General features: G+C 57.4%; 12 protein-coding genes. 7 read left to right on the top strand and 5 right to left on the bottom strand.

Features of this window, described 5'->3' with window-relative positions:
* Nucleotides 1–684 precede the first annotated feature (684 nt).
* Together AXW67_RS33350 and AXW67_RS33345 are read right to left on the bottom strand one after the other, a co-directional pair.
* A complete protein-coding gene (locus tag AXW67_RS33350) occupies nucleotides 685–1,062 on the bottom strand; it encodes a response regulator transcription factor (RefSeq protein WP_145928046.1) in 378 nt (125 codons plus the stop codon).
* Between the two features lie 98 nt (nucleotides 1,063–1,160).
* Nucleotides 1,161–1,781, bottom strand: a complete 621-nt coding sequence (locus AXW67_RS33345; protein WP_063681344.1) for a response regulator transcription factor — start codon at nucleotides 1,779–1,781, stop codon at nucleotides 1,161–1,163.
* A 1,230-nt stretch (nucleotides 1,782–3,011) separates the two neighbouring features.
* On the opposite strand from AXW67_RS33345, the gene AXW67_RS33340 reads away from it, so the two are divergent.
* The 5 genes from AXW67_RS33340 to AXW67_RS41160 all read left to right on the top strand — a co-directional run bounded on the left by AXW67_RS33340 (nucleotide 3,012) and on the right by AXW67_RS41160 (nucleotide 9,377).
* The gene (locus tag AXW67_RS33340) at nucleotides 3,012–4,127 is read left to right on the top strand and encodes a Fic family protein (protein WP_063681365.1); all 1,116 of its coding nucleotides are present in this window, start codon (nucleotides 3,012–3,014) and stop codon (nucleotides 4,125–4,127) included.
* Between the two features lie 105 nt (nucleotides 4,128–4,232).
* The gene (locus tag AXW67_RS42930; protein WP_161491323.1) at nucleotides 4,233–4,406 is read left to right on the top strand and encodes a hypothetical protein; all 174 of its coding nucleotides are present in this window, start codon (nucleotides 4,233–4,235) and stop codon (nucleotides 4,404–4,406) included.
* A gap of 158 nt (nucleotides 4,407–4,564) precedes the next feature.
* Nucleotides 4,565–5,119: a hypothetical protein gene (locus AXW67_RS33335; RefSeq protein WP_145928042.1), complete on the top strand. Its 555-nt coding sequence runs from the start codon at nucleotides 4,565–4,567 to the stop codon at nucleotides 5,117–5,119.
* Nucleotides 5,120–7,594: 2,475 nt separating this feature from the next.
* Nucleotides 7,595–8,554 (top strand): LysR family transcriptional regulator, encoded by a 960-nt coding sequence (locus AXW67_RS33325; protein ID WP_063681364.1) that lies wholly within the window; start codon nucleotides 7,595–7,597, stop codon nucleotides 8,552–8,554.
* A 400-nt stretch (nucleotides 8,555–8,954) separates the two neighbouring features.
* Nucleotides 8,955–9,377, top strand: coding sequence for a transposase (locus tag AXW67_RS41160; RefSeq protein ID WP_082906054.1), 423 nt, complete (start codon nucleotides 8,955–8,957; stop codon nucleotides 9,375–9,377).
* Here the strand turns inward: AXW67_RS41160 and AXW67_RS33315 are convergent.
* Entirely contained in the window at nucleotides 9,374–10,594 is a 1,221-nt protein-coding gene (locus AXW67_RS33315) for a methyl-accepting chemotaxis protein (RefSeq protein WP_161491321.1), read from the bottom strand. The genes AXW67_RS41160 and AXW67_RS33315 overlap by 4 nt on opposite strands.
* Before the next feature lie 1,038 nt (nucleotides 10,595–11,632).
* The gene (locus AXW67_RS33310; RefSeq protein ID WP_063681340.1) at nucleotides 11,633–12,409 is read right to left on the bottom strand and encodes a bestrophin-like domain; all 777 of its coding nucleotides are present in this window, start codon (nucleotides 12,407–12,409) and stop codon (nucleotides 11,633–11,635) included.
* Nucleotides 12,410–13,369: 960 nt separating this feature from the next.
* Here AXW67_RS33310 and AXW67_RS33305 point away from each other — a divergent pair.
* Complete coding sequence (locus AXW67_RS33305; protein ID WP_063681362.1) at nucleotides 13,370–18,949, top strand: trifunctional serine/threonine-protein kinase/ATP-binding protein/sensor histidine kinase; 5,580 nt, start codon at nucleotides 13,370–13,372, stop codon at nucleotides 18,947–18,949.
* A gap of 272 nt (nucleotides 18,950–19,221) precedes the next feature.
* On the opposite strand, the gene AXW67_RS33300 is transcribed toward AXW67_RS33305, so the two are convergent.
* Complete coding sequence (locus AXW67_RS33300) at nucleotides 19,222–20,352, bottom strand: IS630 family transposase (RefSeq protein WP_063675747.1); 1,131 nt, start codon at nucleotides 20,350–20,352, stop codon at nucleotides 19,222–19,224.
* Between the two features lie 38 nt (nucleotides 20,353–20,390).
* Here AXW67_RS33300 and AXW67_RS33295 point away from each other — a divergent pair, with 38 nt between their 5' ends.
* Nucleotides 20,391–20,672: a LexA family protein gene (locus AXW67_RS33295; RefSeq protein ID WP_063675745.1), complete on the top strand. Its 282-nt coding sequence runs from the start codon at nucleotides 20,391–20,393 to the stop codon at nucleotides 20,670–20,672.
* Nucleotides 20,673–20,683 lie beyond the last annotated feature (11 nt).

The raw sequence follows: 20,683 nt of genomic DNA, 5'->3' as shown, positions 1-20,683 counted from the left end.
CTATTCACGGTAGACGTCTGCTTCTGCGCCCCGGGCAAGAGCTGGCACCAAGATACATCGCGACACGTGACACACACGGCCGAAGCAAGCAACGGTGTGCAGGCTGTCATCACGGTTCTAGCAGATCTTGAGTTCGACGCCCGCGCTGAGCTGGTGCACTTCATCCATGTCAGCAGTCCTAGAGACGGCTAAGAAGGTCCTGCACCAAAGCTACTCTTGAAGTGGGATTTTCCGCTTTCGGCCCATCACGACATTTGCTGCGGTTGCACAAAGGCGGTCGGTATCAGAGCGAAGCGGACATTTATGATGAGGTGGACGCCCGCCCGACGGCATCGATTCGCCAAAGTGGTTGTGTTGAGCACCACTTAAGGGAGGCGTCCGTGTCAGAGTTACCATAATTGGTCTGGATATCGCCAAGCATGTTTTTCACGCGCAGGCCGTACAGCGAAGCTGGCCGATGCTCCGGCTCGTCCATGGCCCTCCATGCGCGACTTGCAGGCGGGCTGCCCGAATCGCCACTCTCAGCATCCTCAGGCAACTGGTCGACTGCTGGCTGAGGTGGTCCAAGCGCTCGCCACCAGGCAAGGAGCCGAGATCGCGAAGTGTGGCCGTTCGTCAAGGGCCGGCGATCAAGTTGAAGTACTATCCACGTCCTCGCATGAGCGGTGGACACAGGTTGAGGCATCACCCGCTTCCGTGCGATGCCTCTAGCGCAATCTTCAGGCAATTGATCAGTGCGGGCGTGGTAAATGGTTTGGCAAGAAAGCACATTGCGCCGGCCTCGATCGCGCGAGCGCGCACCGCGTCGTCCGGAAAAGCCGTGATGAAGATGAAAGGCGTATGACCGCCGCGGCTGCGCATATACCTGAGCAGGTCAAGTCCGCTCATATCCGGCATCTGGACGTCCGCAATCACGCAGGACGTATCGGTCAATTCCGCCGAGCCGAGGAATTCTTCGGCGGAGGCAAAGGTGTGGACGGTATAGCCGCATGATGCCAGGAGGTTGCTCGTTGCGGTGCGAACGGATGCATCATCGTCGACGACGGAAATGAGGAAAGGCATTGACAAGATGATGATCGCTTATAATCACATAAATCCTTTGCCGCGGTGCGGCCGCCCAGTGAAAAAGTGGGGGCGCGGCGCAGGATTGAAAGGCATACTTAGGTTTGTACGCCTGCCTTTGGACGCGAGATTCCGAGCATTTCACTCATCCTTATGAGATCGGCCAGTGACTTCGCGCCCATTTTGCGCATGATCTGGCCACGATAGATCTTGACGGTAATCTCGGCCAAGCCGAGTTCGCCTGCCACTTGCTTGTTCAACAGGCCCGACGTAACCAGGGCCAGAATGTCGCGCTCGCGAGTCGTCAGGCTTTCGAATCGGGATCGCACGTCGGAGACTGTTTTCTCAAGTTCGCGCCGCTTTCGGTCCCGCTCGATCGCGGTCTGGACCGCGTCGAGCAGATCCTGGTCGCGCACGGGCTTGGTCAGGAAGTCGACCGCACCACCCTTCATGGCCCTGACAGTCATGGGGACATCCGCGTGACCGGTGATGAAGATGATGGGCGTGTGGATGTTGGCCTTACCAAGATCCGACTGGAGCTCGAGCCCGCTCAATCCCGGCAGGCGGATGTCCAGCACGAGGCAGCTCGGCACTTCGGGCGGGGCCGCTTGCAGGATGTCCGCCGCAGAGCCGAAGGCCTCGACAATGAGGCCCACTGATTCAAAAAGATTTGTGAGAGCCTGGCGCATCGAAGGATCGTCGTCGACGATGAAGACCATTGCTTCATCGCGACCGGCGGCCGGCTGGGACCCTTGCAAGCCCTCGCTCACGATGCATCCTCTTGATACAAGCGCAAGGTAGTCTGAAATGTCACGCCGCATCCCCCAATTCGAGCGCGCTCGAAGCGGCGCGGTGCCGCCAAGAACAACTTGTGCGATTTAATTCCTAAATTTCACGGTATGGTCCGATTACATCGCAAAAACTGGACAATTTTGCAATGTTAGGTGCGATTCGCCTCAATCCCAAGGTCGATGCCATCCGGGCTGGGCCTCTCGTTGACGATCGCCGCCTCGCTGGCCCTGCGCTAAGCTCCGCGAAGCCGTCATCGGCCAGAAGACCCAATGTGCCAAGAGAATCGTAGCCACTCGTAAACTGCCCCGCTTCTGGCTGTGCTCTCGAAGTGGACGGTCGATTGAAAGCGGAATTTGCGACTAAGAACGGGGCTTGTGTCGGAGGAGGAACTGAAGAAGCGATTTCCGACGCTTTGTTGGTTCGAGGCGCGCAATTCTGCGCGTGCGCATACGGAGACGATATGCCCCTCTGACGTTGCGCGCAGTGCGCATCGGCCCTGAAATCCGAAACGTGAAGCTGGGCTATCATTAACGACAAGAGCACCGCCGGCAAGGGCGTTGCAGATATCGTTGCGTCGCGTCTTCATGATGCGGGCGTACAGGAGATCATGCGCCAGAGTTGTTTGGCAAGGGAAAAGGATTATAGGTCCCTTGTGCCAGGGATAAAGAAGAAGGCATCCAGATTGCCTATATCGGCGGCTACGACGCGGAAATTGGCTTCATTGCACGCCCAGCCATAGAAGCACGAGCAAGTCTAGCGGTCATGGCCAACGCCCCGCTGATGACCAGCGAATTTACGGCGATTGCAAGCACCGCCGCAAACGGAACGTTGTTCACGTTCATGCGAGACCCCACCAAAAATCCGGAAGCAGGACGCCGCTCTCGTGGGGCCGCCACCGATACTCGATACCAAGTTCGGGCAGCTTGGTAGGCAAACCGCTTCTCGCGTTAATTGAGACGGCGGAGGCCCGAAAGCCGGCGGCGAAGTTCGTTTTCAAGCTCAATCATGGCTGCGCCAAGATCTGCGTCAGGATAGTGACTTGTGCCGACGTGACGGGCCGCATTGCGGCGATTAGGCACTTTTCGCCGCATTGGATGCGTAGAATATTATCGCTTTTGCGGCGAATAGGGCTATATTCTCCGCAAATGATGCGGAGAATGAGCTATATCCACGAACTGAGGGATTGGCCCCATTTTAGATGGGATACGGCGAAGATCGCGCAAAAACTGGCGGCTGTCCGCAACCGGCAGGGGCGCCTTACCGGCCGCATGGAAGAACTGGGCTTCAAACTAAAGACCGAAGCCAATCTCGAAGCGCTTACCGAGGAAGTGACGAAGTCGAGCGAGATCGAGGGTGAAGTTCTCAGCCGCGACCAGGTTCGTTCGTCACTCGCACGCCGCTTGGGCGTCGATATCGGCACTCTTACGCCAGCTGAGCGCAATGTCGAAGGCATCGTCGAAATGACGCTCGACGCAACAGGCAAGTACAACACCCCCCTCACCTCCGAACGTCTGTTTGGCTGGCATGCTGCCCTGTTTCCTACCGGTCGCAGCGGCATGACCAAAATCGCAGTGGGAGCCTGGCGCACCGAAGAATCCGGACCTATGCAGGTCGTGTCCGGCGCGATCGGGCGCGAGCGCGTTCATTACGAAGCACCCAAAGCGGCGCTGCTGCCCGATGAAATGAAAGCCTTCATCGACTGGTTCAACGGCACCCAGGATATCGATCCAGTGCTGAAGGCGGCCATTGCGCATTTAAGGTTTGTAACCATTCATCCTTTTGGGGATGGCAACGGCCGCATTGCGCGCGCGATTGCCGATATGGCGCTAGCGCGTTCCGAAAACAGCCCACAACGTTTCTATAGCATGTCAGCTCAAATCAGGCAGGAGCGCAACGCCTACTACGAGATCTTAGAAGCGACGCAGAAGGGCGATCTTGAGATTACTGATTGGCTCACTTGGTTTCTGGATTGCCTCGACCGCGCCTTTGACCGCGCCGATACCATACTTTCGTCTGTCCTCAGGAAAGCGCGCTTCTGGAAAAAGCACTTGGATCAGAAATTGAACGAGCGCCAGAGAGCAATGATCGAACGTCTATTCGAGGGCTTTGAAGGCAAGGTTAACTCATCGAAGTGGGCCAAGCTCACGAAGACCTCGCAGGATACAGCACTGCGCGATATCGACGACCTTGTTGATAAAGGTATTCTGGCAAAAGACGCGGCCGGCGGTCGCAGCACGAGCTATTCGTTGGTCGAGGCCGTAGCAGAACACTAAGGCGGCACTGGCTGACGTGAGCTACGACTTGACCCAGCTCGGCTGGAGCGCCTTCCAAGACTTGCCTGCGCCGTCACAGCCGAAGTCTTAAAGCGGCCTGTCCAGATGTTTCTCGGATCGAACGATGGCGGCCGCGACGGCGCTTTCCTGGGAACGTGGAACGGCGATAGCGGTGAAACCGCGAAATCGACCATCCAGTACATTGGCAAGCCTGGGGCGAACCTCACTCTTGCAGCGCTTCAAGAGGAACTGCCGAAGGCCGCCGCGCAGATAGGTTGATCAGGGAAGCCGTCTGTCGGCCGCAAAACGCCCCTACCGATCGCTTGCGTGTTCCACCGCAGCTCAACTCCGCATTGGTCGCGAGGCTGAAGAGCTGTCCGCTGGACGAAGGGCTGGGGTCCTTCCTCGGTGGCCGATGCGAGAGAGCTTTCGTTGAAATGGTTCTGGAGGTTCGACCGGATATCTTCGAGTGGGCATCGAAGGTCTCCGCGATCGGTTTTCCGGTCAGCGGCACCCTACTGCTCGCTGCAATGGCGCCTTGGGAATTTCTACCGGAGGAAAGCCGGCTCCGTTTGGTCAAAGATATCTCAGATCATTCGATCCAGTCGCTCGATGCCAAGCCTCTAAAGGATGAAATCCTACAGCCACTCTTCAAAGGAGCAGAATTTACCGACTACGCCGAGCGGTTTCGCAAGGAGTGGCTGTCTGATCCGGCGAGCGTGTTTAGTGATCTGGGCCGCTTCTCCTCGGACGACGAAGCCGGGATGTACACGGATTTCAGAGAGAATCTGCGGATTGCGCAGCGCTACTTCGAAATTGACGATGACGACGAGGCTTTCGCCGAACTGTACGCCGAACTAGACGCGCATATCGAAGAACTTGAGGCCAAAGCTTCATCGCCAGCCGGTTCGGCCTGGAGTCCGCCGCCTTCAGGTGGTTCGGACACAAGCTCGGCGGCGGCCGATACTATCTTTTACGACGTGGATGACTGACACTGGGCAACAGATGAGCGCAACACCCTGTAGAACGAGTTGCCGCCATCGCCCGTGGGCCGCCAGCCAGCAGCTCCTCGGCTCCCTTGACCATCGCTTGCTTCTTGAGATCGGCGATGCCGCAGACCGCTTCGGAGCCAGCACCTTCTCTGACGGCATCGGGGACTAGCTCCTTGCTCACGCGCCCGAGATACCCTCGCAAAAAGATGCAGCAGGAGGCCGCAGCACGAGCTATGAACTCGTGGAAGCGGAATCGACGGCACACAGATGATCTACATCTGCACCGATCGTCGGACAACGAGGGCAAGGATATGTCAGTGGAGAAGCCTGAGGAAGAATCACTTTATCCCGAACGTCTCGTCGCGGAGAATGTGAGCGAGGCCGTCTGGCTACGTTGCGACGTCTTACCAGTCCGACGCTGTGTGAGCGCGTCATAGCGACCCGCTCTCCTGCACTTGCCGCCGACGTGATAGCCAATAAAGGACAGGAACTTGGTTTGGGGTTCGAAGCGGCACTTGGCTACTGGCAAAGCGAGCCAGAGTTCCTCAAAACCAAAGTTCTTACGCGCTACTATGCATTGCTTCACGCTATCGACGAGACTAACCGGAGCTTAGCCGCAATCAGTCGGTCCTTGTAGCTGTGGCGCAAGGGGATCGCACGAAGGTTATTGGAGCAGGTTGCGAGGATCGATCGCTGACCTGTTGAACGCGGTTGCCGCAAGGGGGGCCTAGTTCGGCCGTCTGGCTCTCAACTGGTTAATGAAAAGAACCTTCCTAAGAGTCTCAGTACTATCCTCTCCGGCGGCAATTTCGCGCACTGGCGGGCGCGTCACAACACAAAAGATCCCCATACCAGAACGACGCACGAGGCGATCATGACAATGACATCGAACAGAAAATCGAAGGCAACGGGGCGCCTAAACCAAGTATATCGGGCGATGCCGTTTTGTGCCTCACCACTCATCCTTTCTCTCCGCGCCTTCACCTTTTCCTCCATTCGAGTGAAGGCTGATCCACATACACCCACTGCACCGTCACTTGCAGAACCTCCTGCACACTCCCATCAGTGCAGTTCGCGCGTTCAACTTCTTAAGTAGAGAATCGAGCTGCAATGAAAAAAGCCGTCGAGTCGCTCAACGTGCTTTTTTGCAACGCTTGCCTGACAGCCCGAAAGCCGAAGGAGCGGCAGACGTCTGCAGCAGGTATATTGCTCCAGGATACATGATGCCGCATCCCTCAACATCCGGACGCACCGCTTATAATCCGATTCAGCCGCCAACATACATCGACTTCGCCAACGTTGATGAAGCGGCCGCCCGCGCGCCCTGCTACGCCGCGATCATCGTGGTAAATTAGGCGAAGCTCTGATATCGCGCCCGGGCTCAGCCTCGATTGCCTTCAAAGGGCTTGGCATTGAATTCGCAACTCAGATAGTTCGACGTGGTCGGCGACCTGTAACTCATTTTCTCAGCACGTCCTCAACGTTACTTGAGGGCGCATGAATGTATCTCCTTCTTCTTGCTGCATTCTTTAGATACGCATCGGGCGATCAAGGAGGAGCACGATTGTGTTCGCTCGATACAGTCGCAGGAAAATCGCCGATACCGGCCTATTGCATAGAGGGCGCTCTGTGCCGCGTCTTCGAAGGGCAGTCCCTTCCCGATATTTTCAATTTTCCTTTTCGCCGCATCCAACAGTTACTGTCCCTGCATTTAGCGGTCGAAAAGCAAAGTGCTCTGCTACAGCACCACGTGCATGCACTCTCTGGGATGTACGGCCTCGTCTAGCCCGGCTAAGTGCCCAGCCTTGGCGACGACCCGGCTCAACTAGGACGGCAGAAGACGACAGGCTTGCCCAGTCACGTCGCACTACGCACGCGCTATCGGAATGTATGGAAACACTATACGATGGTTTATTCGTTGGTTCTCGCGACAGTATTGTCGCGGCCTTTAGTTGCCACGGCAAGCGCTGATGCTGTACTACTTCTCTCGCAGAGGTTGGTTCTGCGAGGACGCCGCAACGTCGGCGCACTCGCCGCAGCAAACATTGGCTTGCACACCGAATTTACAGATAACGTCGTCAGCGAGCGGGATAGGACGATGTCGGTCGTTGCGGCCGCATATGCTCCGCCCGACCTTCGAAAGGGGCCTTGATGCGTGCGACCAGTTTGGTGACGCGGAATCGTCTTCCGAAGCAGGGCACAACGCCTAGTCGTATTTGCGCTGAGAGACCGTTCGCGGGGACGATCGAAAATGCCTTCAACGCGATGCCCTTCGAGTATGACACGATGATAAAGCTCGAGCGATTCCGCGCGCCCGCGGACGACATCACCCTGCCGTGCGACCTGCAGCGCCACGCTTTGTTTTCTCCGAAACCTGCCCGTTGCTCAAAGGCTGGGGTTTTCCTAACCGGCGCAGCGCGAACTGGTAAAATCGCCTCTTTGGATGAGATAAATCTACACTGCGGATAGATGACGATGCGCTTCCGGGGCTTGGACCTAAATCTGCTTGTCGCGCTCGATGCTCTGATGACCGAGCGCAATCTCACGGCGGCAGCACGCAGGATCAACTTAAGCCAGCCGGCCATGAGCGCGGCTGTTGCGCGCCTACGCTCGTATTTCAAAGATGACCTTTTTACAATGCGCGGCCGCGAACTTATTCCGACACCGCGCGCGGAAGCCCTCGCGGGTCCAACTCGCGAAGCTCTGGCTCACATCCAAGTCTCCATTACTTCCCGAGAAACCTTTAAGCCAAGTCAATCTGATCGACGCTTTAGGATCAGCCTTTCCGATTTCGCTACGATCGTTTTGATCCGGAATGTGGTGGAGCGTGTCGCGCGAGATGCTCCCGGGATCCGATTCGAGTTGACACCTCACGCGGACCCGTTCGATCACCCTCTCCAACGCGGCGAAATCGACTTTCTTATCGTGCCCGACTTATACATGTCGGACGTGCATCCAAAAGTGGCGCTCTTTGACGAGACACTCGTGTGCGTGGGCTGCCGCTCGAACAAGCAGCTATCGCGGCCGCTTACATTCGAGGGATACATGTCTATGGGACACGTTGCGGTCAGGTTGGGGCGTTCTCGCGTGCCCTCCGTAGACGAATGGTTTATGCAAGAACACGGCGTCAGGAGACGTGTGGAAGTCGTCGTGCAGAGCTTTAGCATGATCCCTCACATGCTAGTTGGCACCAACCGAATAGCGACCATGCCCTTAACGCTGGTGAAGCATTTCGCAAAGTCGATGCCTTTGCGGATCACGAGGCTTCCGTTACCACTTCCCGGTTTTACCGAGGCGGTTCAATGGCCATCAGTTCACAATACCGACCCAGCAAACATCTGGATGCGCCAGGTCTTGGTGGAGGAAGCCGCTCGCCTGGCTTCGCCGCGCGACGCCGCCTCCAACACTCCAGAGCAAGCCGAGATTCGCTCTTAGCGTACCGAGAAATGCAGCCTGTGAACGCTTCATATTGCCAAGCGGCCTCGCAGAGCATTTTATGTTCATGCACGGGTTGCGGGGTACGTTAGCCGTCGAGTCTATTCGACTGTTTTGATCATGTTGTCGCGCCACCGATTGACTACGAAGCCGGGAGGCCGCATTGTCCCGTTTAGCATCAAACCGAATGGGGCCAATCACGCTTTTTTCTTCCTGCGAATGTACTCATAGCGGGATTCCGTTAGCGCGCGAACAGCGATTCTCTCCCCGCAGAGATGGGGGGGGGTGAGATGGCGCGGTTTGACCTGAGCGATTGGTGAATGAGCTTTGATCAAGCGTTTGTTGCCGACAAGTCACGCGGTGTCGCGCAGGGGCATAAGAAGGGGGCGAAGATCACGCCATCGGCCGTCCTCGTGGACTGAGCAGTAAGATCAACGCCGCTATCGATGAGAAAGGATTGCCGGTTCGGCTGGTGCTACCCCCCGGTCCGGCTCACGATCTGCGTGCTGCGCCGTTTTTGCTGGAAGGGCTCAAATGCCGCAATGTCGTGGCCGACCGTGGCTACGACGCCGACGCTGTCCTGAACATGATCCTGGCCAGCGCCGCTAAGGCTCATGTCCCTTCCACCAGTCAGCGCGTCGTCCAATGCTCCGTCAGCCGCCGTATCTACCGCCAGCGCAATCTAGTCGAGCGCTTCTTCTGCAAGCTCAAGCATTCCACACGCATCGCACCCTGCTTCGACAAGCTCGCACGCAACTTCCTCGCTGCGGTCTCACTCGCATCAACCCGCCCCTGGATCACGGTTTATGAGCCCACGCCCTAAGCTCTTATTTTTGTCAAGAAGTCGCTGACCTGCCCCTGCAATGAAGCGATATTGCTGCTCAAATGCGTCATCTTCCCAACAGCATGACCCGCCGATAAGCCAGAAGCGCGCGATGCATCATTTAGTTGGTCAATATCTCGGGATGTTTCGCGCATATCAGCACTGATGTTGGTGATACTTCTTGAGATGTCGTTCGTCACAACCGATTGCTCTTCTATCGCTGCCGATATGCTGCTCGAGATCTCCTGCACCTTATCGACTATGTCAGCGATGGCACCCATCGCCGCAGTCGCCAGTTCCGTCTTTTGTTGGATAGCGAGAATTTGAGTATCAACCTCGCTAGTCGCTTTTGCTGCCTGTGCAGCGAGATTCTTCACTTCCCCCGCCACCACTGCAAAGCCTCGACCCGCTTCGCCAGCTCGTGCTGCCTCGATGGTGGCGTTGAGCGCCAGCAAATTGGTCTGCGATGCTATGCCCTCGATCATTTGGACGACGCTGCTGATCTTCGTCACCGACTCAACCAACCCACTTAATGTTGTTTCAGCGTGCACAGTCTTGTCGCGCGCAGATTGCGAAATGTTCGCTGCCGTCGACACTTGTCGGCTGATTTCGGTAATCGAGGCTGAGAATTCCTGGGCAGCCGAAGACACGGCAGTGGAGTTTTCTTCGGTCTTTTTCACCATTTCTCTCATGGCTTTAGTGCGATGACAGACATCGTCCGTCGAAGCTGTAATTTCTGATGCAACCGCTTTCATGTCCTGCATTGAGCTCGCCACAACGTCGACGACCCGCGACACGTCGCTATCAAATCTCATTGCAAGACTTCGCCTTTCTTCGCGCATACGAACCAGATCGGCTATGTCCTGCCAAACACACACGACTATAGGACGGCCTTTGAATTTCGAAACGACAAGACTAATCCTGACCGGAATGGCGGTCTGATCTTTGCGCCGGAGCCACCATTCGATCGCGACGTGGCCTGACCTCATCACAACCTCATTGGTCTCTTCAAACATCTGCGCAACAGTCTTGCCGTTCGGTTGAGGATCCAGGGAAAGCGAAGCGATATCCAATCCTCTCAGTTCTTCTGCATTGGACAGCCCGAGAATGTGGGCTGCAGCGTCGTTGCCGAGCACACACCGGTCGGCATCATAAATTGTAATACCATCTTTGATCGACTCGAAAGCTTTGATCGCCATCGCTTCGTCCAAGGTCACTGCTGCCGCCTCCCGTCTCGTGGACATCACGAAGGAAAGGACCAACATCAAACCGCCGAGAAGGAGTCCGCCCCAGAAGTGAAGTGACAGCGCATCTGCATTAGCCGCAACTGTTGCCGCTGGGACCGACAATGCCAGAGCGAGATTTGATATCCGATTGTGCCACATAATTCCGACCGCCGCTTGAATCCAACATAAGTGGTCGTATCGAATTTCAATTAAGATTTTCTCTTGCGCACCGCCGATCCGGCGGCCTATTGCACACCTATACCAGCGTATAGTTGAGTATACCCGCGTATATCTGCACTTGCTCGAGGAAAGCTCGGCGCGCAGTTTGAAAGCTCGGCAACAACGTGCGGGCGCGATCAAGCGGAGCCGACCGATTATTATCCAGCCGCATCAGGAGACTTCATTCACACTCCAATGCCGTGCCTGTCAGCAGACCTACACGAGAATAACATTAGCTCTGGCGTCATATCGAAGATAATCGCTCGATGCAGAATGAATCGTTCGTCAGCCGGAAGGACGGGTACGCCGCGCTGCTCGGAACGCCGTCGTGAGGACCGCTGCGACGCTCAACGGCCTTTTCACCAGAACGCAATGCAGATCAGGCCGGACAAGCGACCGCGTAACGCCCGCACTCATCTAGACCAGCCAGCTGCCTGCCCTCACGACAAGCTACCAATTACATCAGGAACTGTTCCAACACACGACATCTCTCGAAGATCGAGACGCTTCGCTCATTAGCCCACTTATCCATTGTTCGATTTGGTCGCGCAGACTTCACCCGCCGCACCCCGAACACGTCGTCAAACGACGTGGACATGACAAATATTACTCGACCGTCTCCGCTGTATTGGCGCTCGCCGGCCAGGTCGTCTCCAAAGACCCGCGTGAGGTCTCACGGGATGATGTGGGTGAGAGGCGAGGCGCCAGCTTCTCGTCCTCGCTCAAGCGCAGGGGCGAGCGGTTACGCAAATCTCCCGGCTGCGACAATGCCGGAATGGTTTGCGTTAACCGCGATAAGCTGATGCATCCTCATTCCACTGCGATTTTGGCGACCTCAGCCAGAGGTCCTGGTTCTACTCGGATGTCACCTGAAAAAGGACGCTCTTGCAGACCAATGAGTCCCAGCGCCATCACGACCGCGATTGAGAACACGCTTAGCGCCGCAATTTGCGCACCAGCCTTACTCAAGTGTACCAACCCGATCGATATCTGTGTCACCACGCCAAGGATTAGGACGAGAACCCATTTGGCATCGATCGTGCGGTCGGAGGCCAACGCGAGCCGTTCGGAGCGCGCGCTGCCCGCTCCGACTGCGGCATTTAGCAAGGCCGTCTGCACTGCCCCGCCCGCTGTTTGAGCGATCCGTGGATCGCTCACTTCTCGCAGCAGGGCGTCATACGCGGACACAACCGAATGGGCCTCCTGGTCCCGCGCCATCGCCGGCCATTCGTCGTCCACGAGGGCGGCGACGTATTTCGCAAGCACTGAGCGGAGGCTGCCCATGTCCGAGACGGACGCGTTACTAACAGCGTAGACGTTACGTAGCTCCGCCGCTTCTGTTTGCACCGCGCAGACCGCTTGACGGTTGCGCTCGGTTATATCGTTGGCCAGAAATCCGGTCAGGAACGCGAACAACACTCCGACCGTGCCGAAAAACGGAGCGACGACGCCTTCTACGCGGCGCACCAGCACAATCGTTGCAGTGCTGAAACTCGCGATTACAATGAGAGCGCCAGTCGTTGCGTAAAGGGTAATGAGAACCGCGAACAATTCAAATATCGGAAAGTCCAGCCAAGCTTTGATCATCGGGTTAGCGGATCCTCTGTTGCAAGGCGGAGAATCTGATTAGAACTTATGAGCATTGGGGGCCCAATAATGTATTGCTCGTGAAAGCACAACCCTGGGGCCGCGACGAGATGGTTCACGACTGGGTTCGTCCGCTTAAGGATCATAATTCTCTCAGAATCTTTTCAAGGCTTTTGCACGCGCCAACTCTGGGCACGGCGGATTAGCTCGCTGCAGCACCTAGTCCGCATGATGCCGCCAGCCTACGTGAAGTCTTATGTTCCGCAAACGAGACGGATGCCGCGCCCAAGATACATCGCGATACGTGACACACACGGCGGAAGTGAGGAACGGTGTGCAGGCTGTCATCTCGGTTCTAGCAGATCTTGAGTTCGACCCCCGCGCTGAACTAGTGCGCTTCATCCATGTCAGAAGTCCTAGAGACGGCTAAGGTTCTGCACCAAAGCGCCGCCTTGAAGAACGATTTTCCGCTTTCGCGCCGCATCACGACATTCGCTGCGGTCGTACAAACGGGTCGGCATCAGAGAGTACGCACCCAGTTCCGTGCATAAATTGGCGGAGTGCCATTTTTCGGTTCTGCGTTATTTCTTGCCGCCGACGGAAACTGATCGTGAGGTCGGGCCGGTATTGAAACGGAATCAGCGGGCCTTCGTCATGCTTTCTCGACACGGACCCATCGGCCTCACAGCGGAAAGGGCTATTCAATCCCGCACGTGCAAGGCATGCTGCCGTTGAGACGGGAAGCGTTGCCGGAGCAATCTTTGCGACCAAATATTGGCAGGATACAGGGCGCACCGGCCGGTGGCTCCCGGACGCAGCTTCCTCCATTATAGGATCGGGTGGCCGGGACCGGCTCCTATCCCGCAACTAAGCGAAATTGCCAAACTCTGCGCACGAGCGGAAATTGTCATGTGGCGCATGATGTGGCAGATTCATGTCCAAACCTCACCGGACGTTCGAATGTCGCAGGATCCCCTCAGCTCACCTCCGTTCGACATAGATGGGCATGACGATTCGGAGGTCCTATGGGAGGACGGCGATTGCGTCTTCCGCCGCGGGTGGCGTCGGGAGGGTGGCCGGCACGCAGTGCTGGCCGTACGGCCGGCCGCAGCCCATCCTGCGCGCGCCACGCTGGACCGTCTTGCCCATGAGTATGAATTGAGGAATGAGCTCGATGGGCGTTGGGCCGTGCGTCCCTTGGAGCTACTGCGCGAAGCTGGCCGAACCACCTTGGTTCTGGAGGATCCATTCGGCGAGCCACTGATTAAGTTGCTAGGCGCACCTTTGGAGCTGAACTGGTTTTTGCGTCTAGCCGTGGGTATCACTGCAAGTTTAGGCAAGCTCCATCGAGTTGGCCTAGTCCACAAGGACGTGAAGCCCGCTCATATTCTGGTGAATTGCCGCGACGGACAGGTGCGCTTTACCGGCTTTGGTCTTGCTTCGCGTTATCCGCGCGAGCGGCAGCCGAGTGAGCCGCCCGAGTTCATCACCGGCACATTGCCCTACATGGCGCCCGAACAGACCGGGCGGATGAATCGATCGATCGATTCTCGCAGTGATCTCTACTCACTCGGCGTCACTTTCTACGAAATGCTCACAGGCGCCCTGCCATTCGCCGCGTCAGATCCTATGGAGTGGATCCACTGTCATATCGCGAGAAAGCCGCCAGCACCACTAGAGAAACTCCAAAGCATCCCGGAGCCGGTCTCCCAGATCGTCATGAAACTACTCGCCAAGACTGCCGAGGACCGTTACCAAACGACCGCTGGTGTTGAGCACGATCTGCGGCGCTGTCTCGTCGAATGGTCCAGCGACGGACGTATCAGGCCATTTCAGCTGGGCTTGCAGGACACCCCGGATCGTTTGCTGATCCCAGAGAAGCTTTACGGGAGAGCTTCCGAGAGCGCGGCTTTGCTTGCCTCTTTCGACCGCGTTGTGAAGAGCGGCGCGCCTAGATTAGTGCTTGTCGCCGGTTATTCCGGCATCGGAAAGTCGTCCGTTGTTCAGGAATTGCATAAAGCGCTGGTGCCGTCGCGCGGGTTCTTCGCGTCTGGAAAGTTTGATCAATTCAAGCGTGACATCCCCTATTCGACGATAGTCCAGGCATTTCAGGGTGTCGTCCGCCCCCTTCTCGGCAAGAGTGACGCTGAGCTCGCGACGTGGCGCAACGCGCTCCTGGAGGCGCTCGGCCCAAACGGGCGGCTCATCGTCGACCTGATTCCCGATCTAAGGCTGATCATCGGGGAACAGCCCGCCGTTCCCGAGCTTCCGCCCCGACAAGCACAAACTCGTTTTCAACTGGTGTTCCGCCGATTTATCGGTGTCTTCGCCCATCGGCACCATCCGTTGGTACTCTTCCTTGACGACTTGCAGTGGTTTGATGCCGCAACGCTTGACCTGTTGGAGCATGTTCTGATCGGGGCCGATCTGCATCTGCTGCTCGTCGGTGCCTACCGGAGCAACGAGGTTGATGCGGGCCATCCGCTGCAGCGCAAGCTCGATAGGATCAAGAGCTCCGGCGAGAACGTCGAGGAGATCACGCTGCCGCCACTCACCTCTGAGTATGTTGGGCAGTTGATCGCGGATGCGTTTCGCTGCGAGCCAAAGCTCGCAGAACCGCTCGCACAGTTGGTCCACCAGAAGACTGCTGGCAATCCATTTTTCGTCATTCAGTTCCTTTCTGCACTCGCCGAAGAGGAACTGTTGACGTTCGATCACAACGCGGCGCGCTGGACGTGGGATCTTGAGCGCATTCACGCCAAGGGCTACACCGATAATGTGGTGGACCTGATGGTGGGGAAGCTCACTCGGCTGCCGATCGAAACGCAGAATGCGCTGCGGCAGCTCGCCTGTTTCGGCAACATAGCCGAGGCCTCGGAGCTTTCGATTGTTCTCGGCATTTCTCAGGCACGGGTACAGGCGGCATTCTGGCCGGCGATCCGTCAGGATATGATCGAGCGGCATGGAAGTTCCTACAGCTTCGTCCACGATCGCGTCCAGGAGGCAGCCTACTCGTCGGTCCCAGAGGCGTCGCGCGCTCCCGCCCATCTTCGGATCGGCCGGATGCTCCTGGCCCATACGCCGCCAGAAAGCCTTCAAGAGGCTATCTTCAATATCGTCAATCATTTTGATCGAGGCCTGGCCTTAATAACCTCCGATGAGGAGCGAGAGAAGCTCGCCAAGTTCAACTTGATCGCCGGTCAGCGTGCCAAAGCGTCCGGAGCCTACGCATCAGCGCTCACATACTTGATCGCTGGCATCGCGCTGCTCGCGAAAGACTCCTGGCAGAGCCAGCACGAACTTGCCTTCGCACTGGAGTTGAATCGGGCCGAATGCGAATTCCTCATCGGTGAGCTAGATGTCGCGGAAGAACGGCTGTCGGCGCTTTCCATGCGCTCTATAAATGCGGTCGAGCAAGCGAATGTAGCATGTTTGAAGGTGGATCTGTACTTAACGCTTGGCCGCAACGAGCGCGCAGTGGCGATAGGTCTCGAGTATCTCCGTAGCGTCGGCATCGAGTGGTCGTCACGTCCAACGCAGGAGCAGGCGCAATCAGAATATCAGCGGATGCGGTCAAAGCTCGCTGATAGCGAGATTGAAAAGATCGCAGAGTTGCCTTCAATGACAGATGAGACATGCCTTGGCACTCTAGCTGTCTTGACGCGGATCCTGCCTCCCGCCGTATTTACAGACACCGATCTGTCGACATTGGTCATATGCCGAGCAGTGAATCTCAGCCTCGATAACGGCAATTCTGACGCTTCGTGCGCGCACTATGCTTGGCTCGGCAGAGTCTTAGGGGGGCGCTTCGGCGACTATCAAGGGGCTTATCGTTTTGGTCAGCTCGCCTGCGATCTGGTCGATCACCGCGGGTTGGCCCGCTTTCGCGCTCCAGTCTACTTGGCGTTCGGGTCTACCGTGATGCCATGGATCAAACATGTCCGGGCGGGTCGCCACTTGATCTCGCGAGCGTTCCAGGCAGCCATCGAAGTTGGCGATCTCATCTATGAGGCCTACAGCCTGGCTCACCTGACCGCAAACATGTTAAGCGCCGGCGATCCTCTCAAACACGTACAAAGCGAAATAGAGAAGAACCTCACTACCATTCGAAGGATGAAGTTTCGCTTCGCAGCTGACATTATAACTCTGCAGCTCGGACTCGTTCGGACCATGCGCGGCTTGACGCGCACATTCGGCTCTTTTGACGATCAGGAATTTGAGGAGCTGGCCTTCGAGCGCTCGTTCGAGCATAGCCCCGCGCAACCCGCCCTCGAGGCGATCTACTGGACCCGCAAGCTCCAGGCGCGTTTTCTCGCCGGTGACTATCTTGCTGCTATCAATGCCAGGCTGAAGGCAGAACCCCGACTATGGACCATACCGACAGAAGGCACGACGGCAGATTTTCATTTCTACGGCGCGCTGTCTCACTCTTGTCAATCCGGCAGCTCAGAGATGAGAGTAGAACAGCAGCACCGACACATCATACTCGCCCATTACGAACGGCTGCAGGCCTGGGCAGCAAATTGCCCCCAGAATTTTGAACACCGAGCTGCCCTGGTCGCAGCGGAAATGGCGAAGCTCGACAACCGTGACGCAGATGCAATGCGCCTCTACGAACACTCCATCCGAACCGCGGCAGCGAATGGGTTTCCCCACCATGAGGCAATCGCCTGCGAACTTGCGGGGCGATTCTACGCTGCGCGCGGGTTTGACAGGATCGCGCACACTTACCTGAGAGATGCCCGGCACGCCTACCTGCGTTGGGGAGCGGATGGTAAAGTGCGCCAGCTCGACGATTTGTATCCGTTCTTGAATGAGGAAGATGGAGCTCGAGCCCTGTCCGGCACGAGCATCGGGGCGCCGGTTGAGCATCTCGACCTGGCTACGGTAATCAAAGTGTCGCAGGCGATTTCTGGTGAGATCGTCTTGCAAAGATTGATCGATACGCTGATGCGAACCGCCATCGAGCAAGCCGGCGCCGAACGAGGCCTGCTGATTCTGCTGCGCGGGAATGAGCCGCGGATCGAGGCAGAGGCCACTGCGACAAGCCAAGTAGTCCTTGTGAAGACGCTCGAGCAACCCGTGACCGGGGCAGATCTCCCAGAGTCAGTGCTCCATTATGTAATGCGCACCGGCGAAAATGTCATTCTCGACGATGCCGCTGACCACTCTTCATTTGCCGATGACCCCTATATCCGCGAGCACGAGTCCCGTTCCGTTCTGTGCCTGCCCTTGCTCACTCAGGCCAAGCTCATCGGCATGCTCTACCTCGAGAACAACTTGGCCCCCAATATCTTCGCGCTGGCCCGGAGTTCGGTGCTAAAGCTGATCGCCTCGCAAGCAGCAATAGCGCTGGAAAACAGTCGTTTGTACCGTGAAGTTCAAGAACGTGAAGCGAAGATCCGGCGCCTGGTCGAAGCTAACATCATCGGGATCTTCATCTTCCGCGGGGAGGGCGACATCATCGAGGCAAATCATGCCTTCCTCAAGATGGTCGGATACGACCGAGAGGATCTAGTCGCCGGCCGGGTGCGCTGGACCGACTTAACGCCGACGGAATGGAATGAGCGTACCGCGCGCGCCCGGACAGAAATGCAGGCGACCGGAATTATCCAGGCCTTTGAGAAGGAGTACGTCCGCAAGGATGGCACCCGCGTGCCGGTGCTGATCGGGGCGGCTGCCTTCGACGAGCGACAGGACCAAGGGGTCACTTTCGTCATTGATTTGACCGAACGCAAGCGAGCGGAAGCCGGAGCCCGCGAAAGCGAGCGGCGCTATCGCGAGACCCTTATCGAACTTGCACACGCCAACCGCGTCGCCACAATGGGCCAATTGACGGCGTCGATTGCGCATGAGGTCAACCAGCCGATCGCCGCAATCGTCAGCAACGCGGGGGCTGGCCTAAACTGGCTCGACGTTCAGCCGCCGAATCTAGAGCGGGTCCGACAAACGTTCGGCTGGATTATGAAAGACGGTGTGCGGGCCGGAGAGGTCATCGGTCGGATTCGCGCGCTAATCAGGAAAGCGCCACCACAGAAGTCACCCTTGGCTATCAACGACGTAGTGCTTGAAGTCATAGCGCTCACTCGCTCGGAAGTGACCAACAATAGTGTCACGGTGGAAACACAGCTTGCAGGAGCCTTGCCGCTCATTCAAGCAGATCGGGTTCAACTCCAACAAGTGATCCTCAATTTGATCATCAATGCCGTCGAGGCGATGAGCGGAGCAAATGAGGGAGTGCGGAAACTGCTGATCAGTACTGCTAGATCTGGATCGAACAGTATACTGGTCAGCTTGCGAGACTCCGGCCCAGGATTGGATCGGAGCAGCATACAGCGCCTGTTCGAGGCCTTCTACACCACCAAAGCCCAGGGCATGGGCATGGGGCTTGCCATCTGCCGTTCAATCATCGAGGCCCATGGGGGACGGATGTGGGCGGACGCGAAAGAGCCTCGGGGCGCAGTTTTTCAGTTCACTCTGCCCGGAGAGCCAGACGATACCGACTCCGTTGGAAATGCGGACGACTTAACAGCGTCTTAAGAATTTTGTCGAGGTCGAACGGAGGCGTCTCAGCGATCGTCGTCCGTTAAAAGCCGGATCGAACTGGGCAAATAGACGGAACTTGTAGAGATCAGTGTCCCGCGCGATCTTGCTATGGCGATAGGACCGAACAGCTCAGTCATGGGTGTGCTGCATCTTATCATCTGTCTGCTGCGCATGCCGACATTAAGCAGAGCGGTTTCAATGCAGGTGTATCAAGCCACCCAATTCACGAGACACCGTCTAGGCGATCGCTACGGCCTAGTGGTTCATCACAGTGGTTTTGACTCTTTGGCGGCAACTGGATAGGCGCGACCGAGTTTGGCGCGGGCTTTGTCGGTTGTGAACATCCATTTGATGCGGTCTCGCGCCTTGTTTCGCTGCCGTTGCCATGCTGCGATTTCTTTTCGAAGCCTTTTGGGATCGTCGATGCGACGGCCGAGACACTGGCGCTGCAGCACGCTGATCTCGCACTCGACCATATTGAGCCAGCTGGCGTGTTTCGGGGTGTAGTGGAACTCGAGGCGGCGCAGGATGCGACGGGCCTCGGCAGGCGCAAATGCCTGATATAGCGCGCCGGCCGTATGAATCGACAGATTGTCCTGCACCACACGGATGCAGGCGGCATTGGGATAGTGGACGTCGACGAGTTCGCGCATGCAGTGCGCGTAGTCGACCGCGGCGCGGTGGTCTGTAACCTTGACATTGCGCCAGCCGCGATGCGGATCGAAGGTGACGAAGAGATTGACGGTACCGTTGCGGCGATATTCGTAATCGTAGCGCTCGCGCTGTCCCGGTTGGGCAGGGATCGGCTGGCGTACCTCGCCGATCAGCTGGACTGGGGTCTCGTCGAAGCAAACCAGGGGCCGCTCGGGATCCGGCGCCTCGGCGTAGAGATCGAGCACATCCTCCATCCGGGCGACGTATTCGCCGTCGACATGAGGAATGCACCACATATCCCGGCGCCACGGCTTGAGGTCGTTGTCGGCCAGCCGGCGGCGCACGGTCTCGCCCGACAGGCTGGCGTGATCGGTGAGCTTGACCATCGCGTCGGCCAGCAATGTCAGCGTCCAGCGTTTGCGGCCGGCGGGCGGCTTGGCGCATGCCGTCGCCACCAGCAGGGCCTCTTCCTTGCCTGTCAGCTTGCGTTCCGCGCCCGGACGCGGCTCCTCACTCAAGGCCCGCTCCAGATTGCCTTCTACGAAACGGCGTTTGGTCCGGCCGACGGTGGAAAGGCTGACCCGGACGGTTCGGGCAATCTCCGCGTCGCAGCTGCCTGAATCGGCCGCCAGCACAATCTGAGCCCGTTTGAGTTTGCGGGCGGAATGCGTGCCGCCGCCGAGCATTGCCGTCAGTTCGTCCCGCTCGGCTTGGCTCAATTCGACCCGATAACGTACATTCATGCTTCGCCTCCTTGTCGGAGGCCGGGACGAATCCAGCTATGAGTCAAAAATCAGGCGCGCACTTCACCGAGAAGCAGGGACACTATCTCGCTTTCATCCATACCTACTCGTACATGTTCGGACAGCCGCCCGCCGAGGCCGACATCCAGCGGCATTTCCGCGTCAGCCCGCCGTCAGTCCACCAGATGATCCTCACCCTCGAACGCAACGGGTTCATTCGTCGCCAGCCCGGCGTCGCTCGAAGCATCGAGATCCTCTTGCCACCCGAAAAGTTGCCTATCCTCGGATGGCTCGGTATCAAAACGTCAAAATCACTGTGATGAACCACTAG

This window comes from Bradyrhizobium neotropicale, from assembly GCF_001641695.1.
Lineage (GTDB): Bacteria > Pseudomonadota > Alphaproteobacteria > Rhizobiales > Xanthobacteraceae > Bradyrhizobium > Bradyrhizobium neotropicale.
Note: the sequence above shows the minus strand (reverse complement) of the source record. Positions and strands in the feature narration are given on the sequence as shown.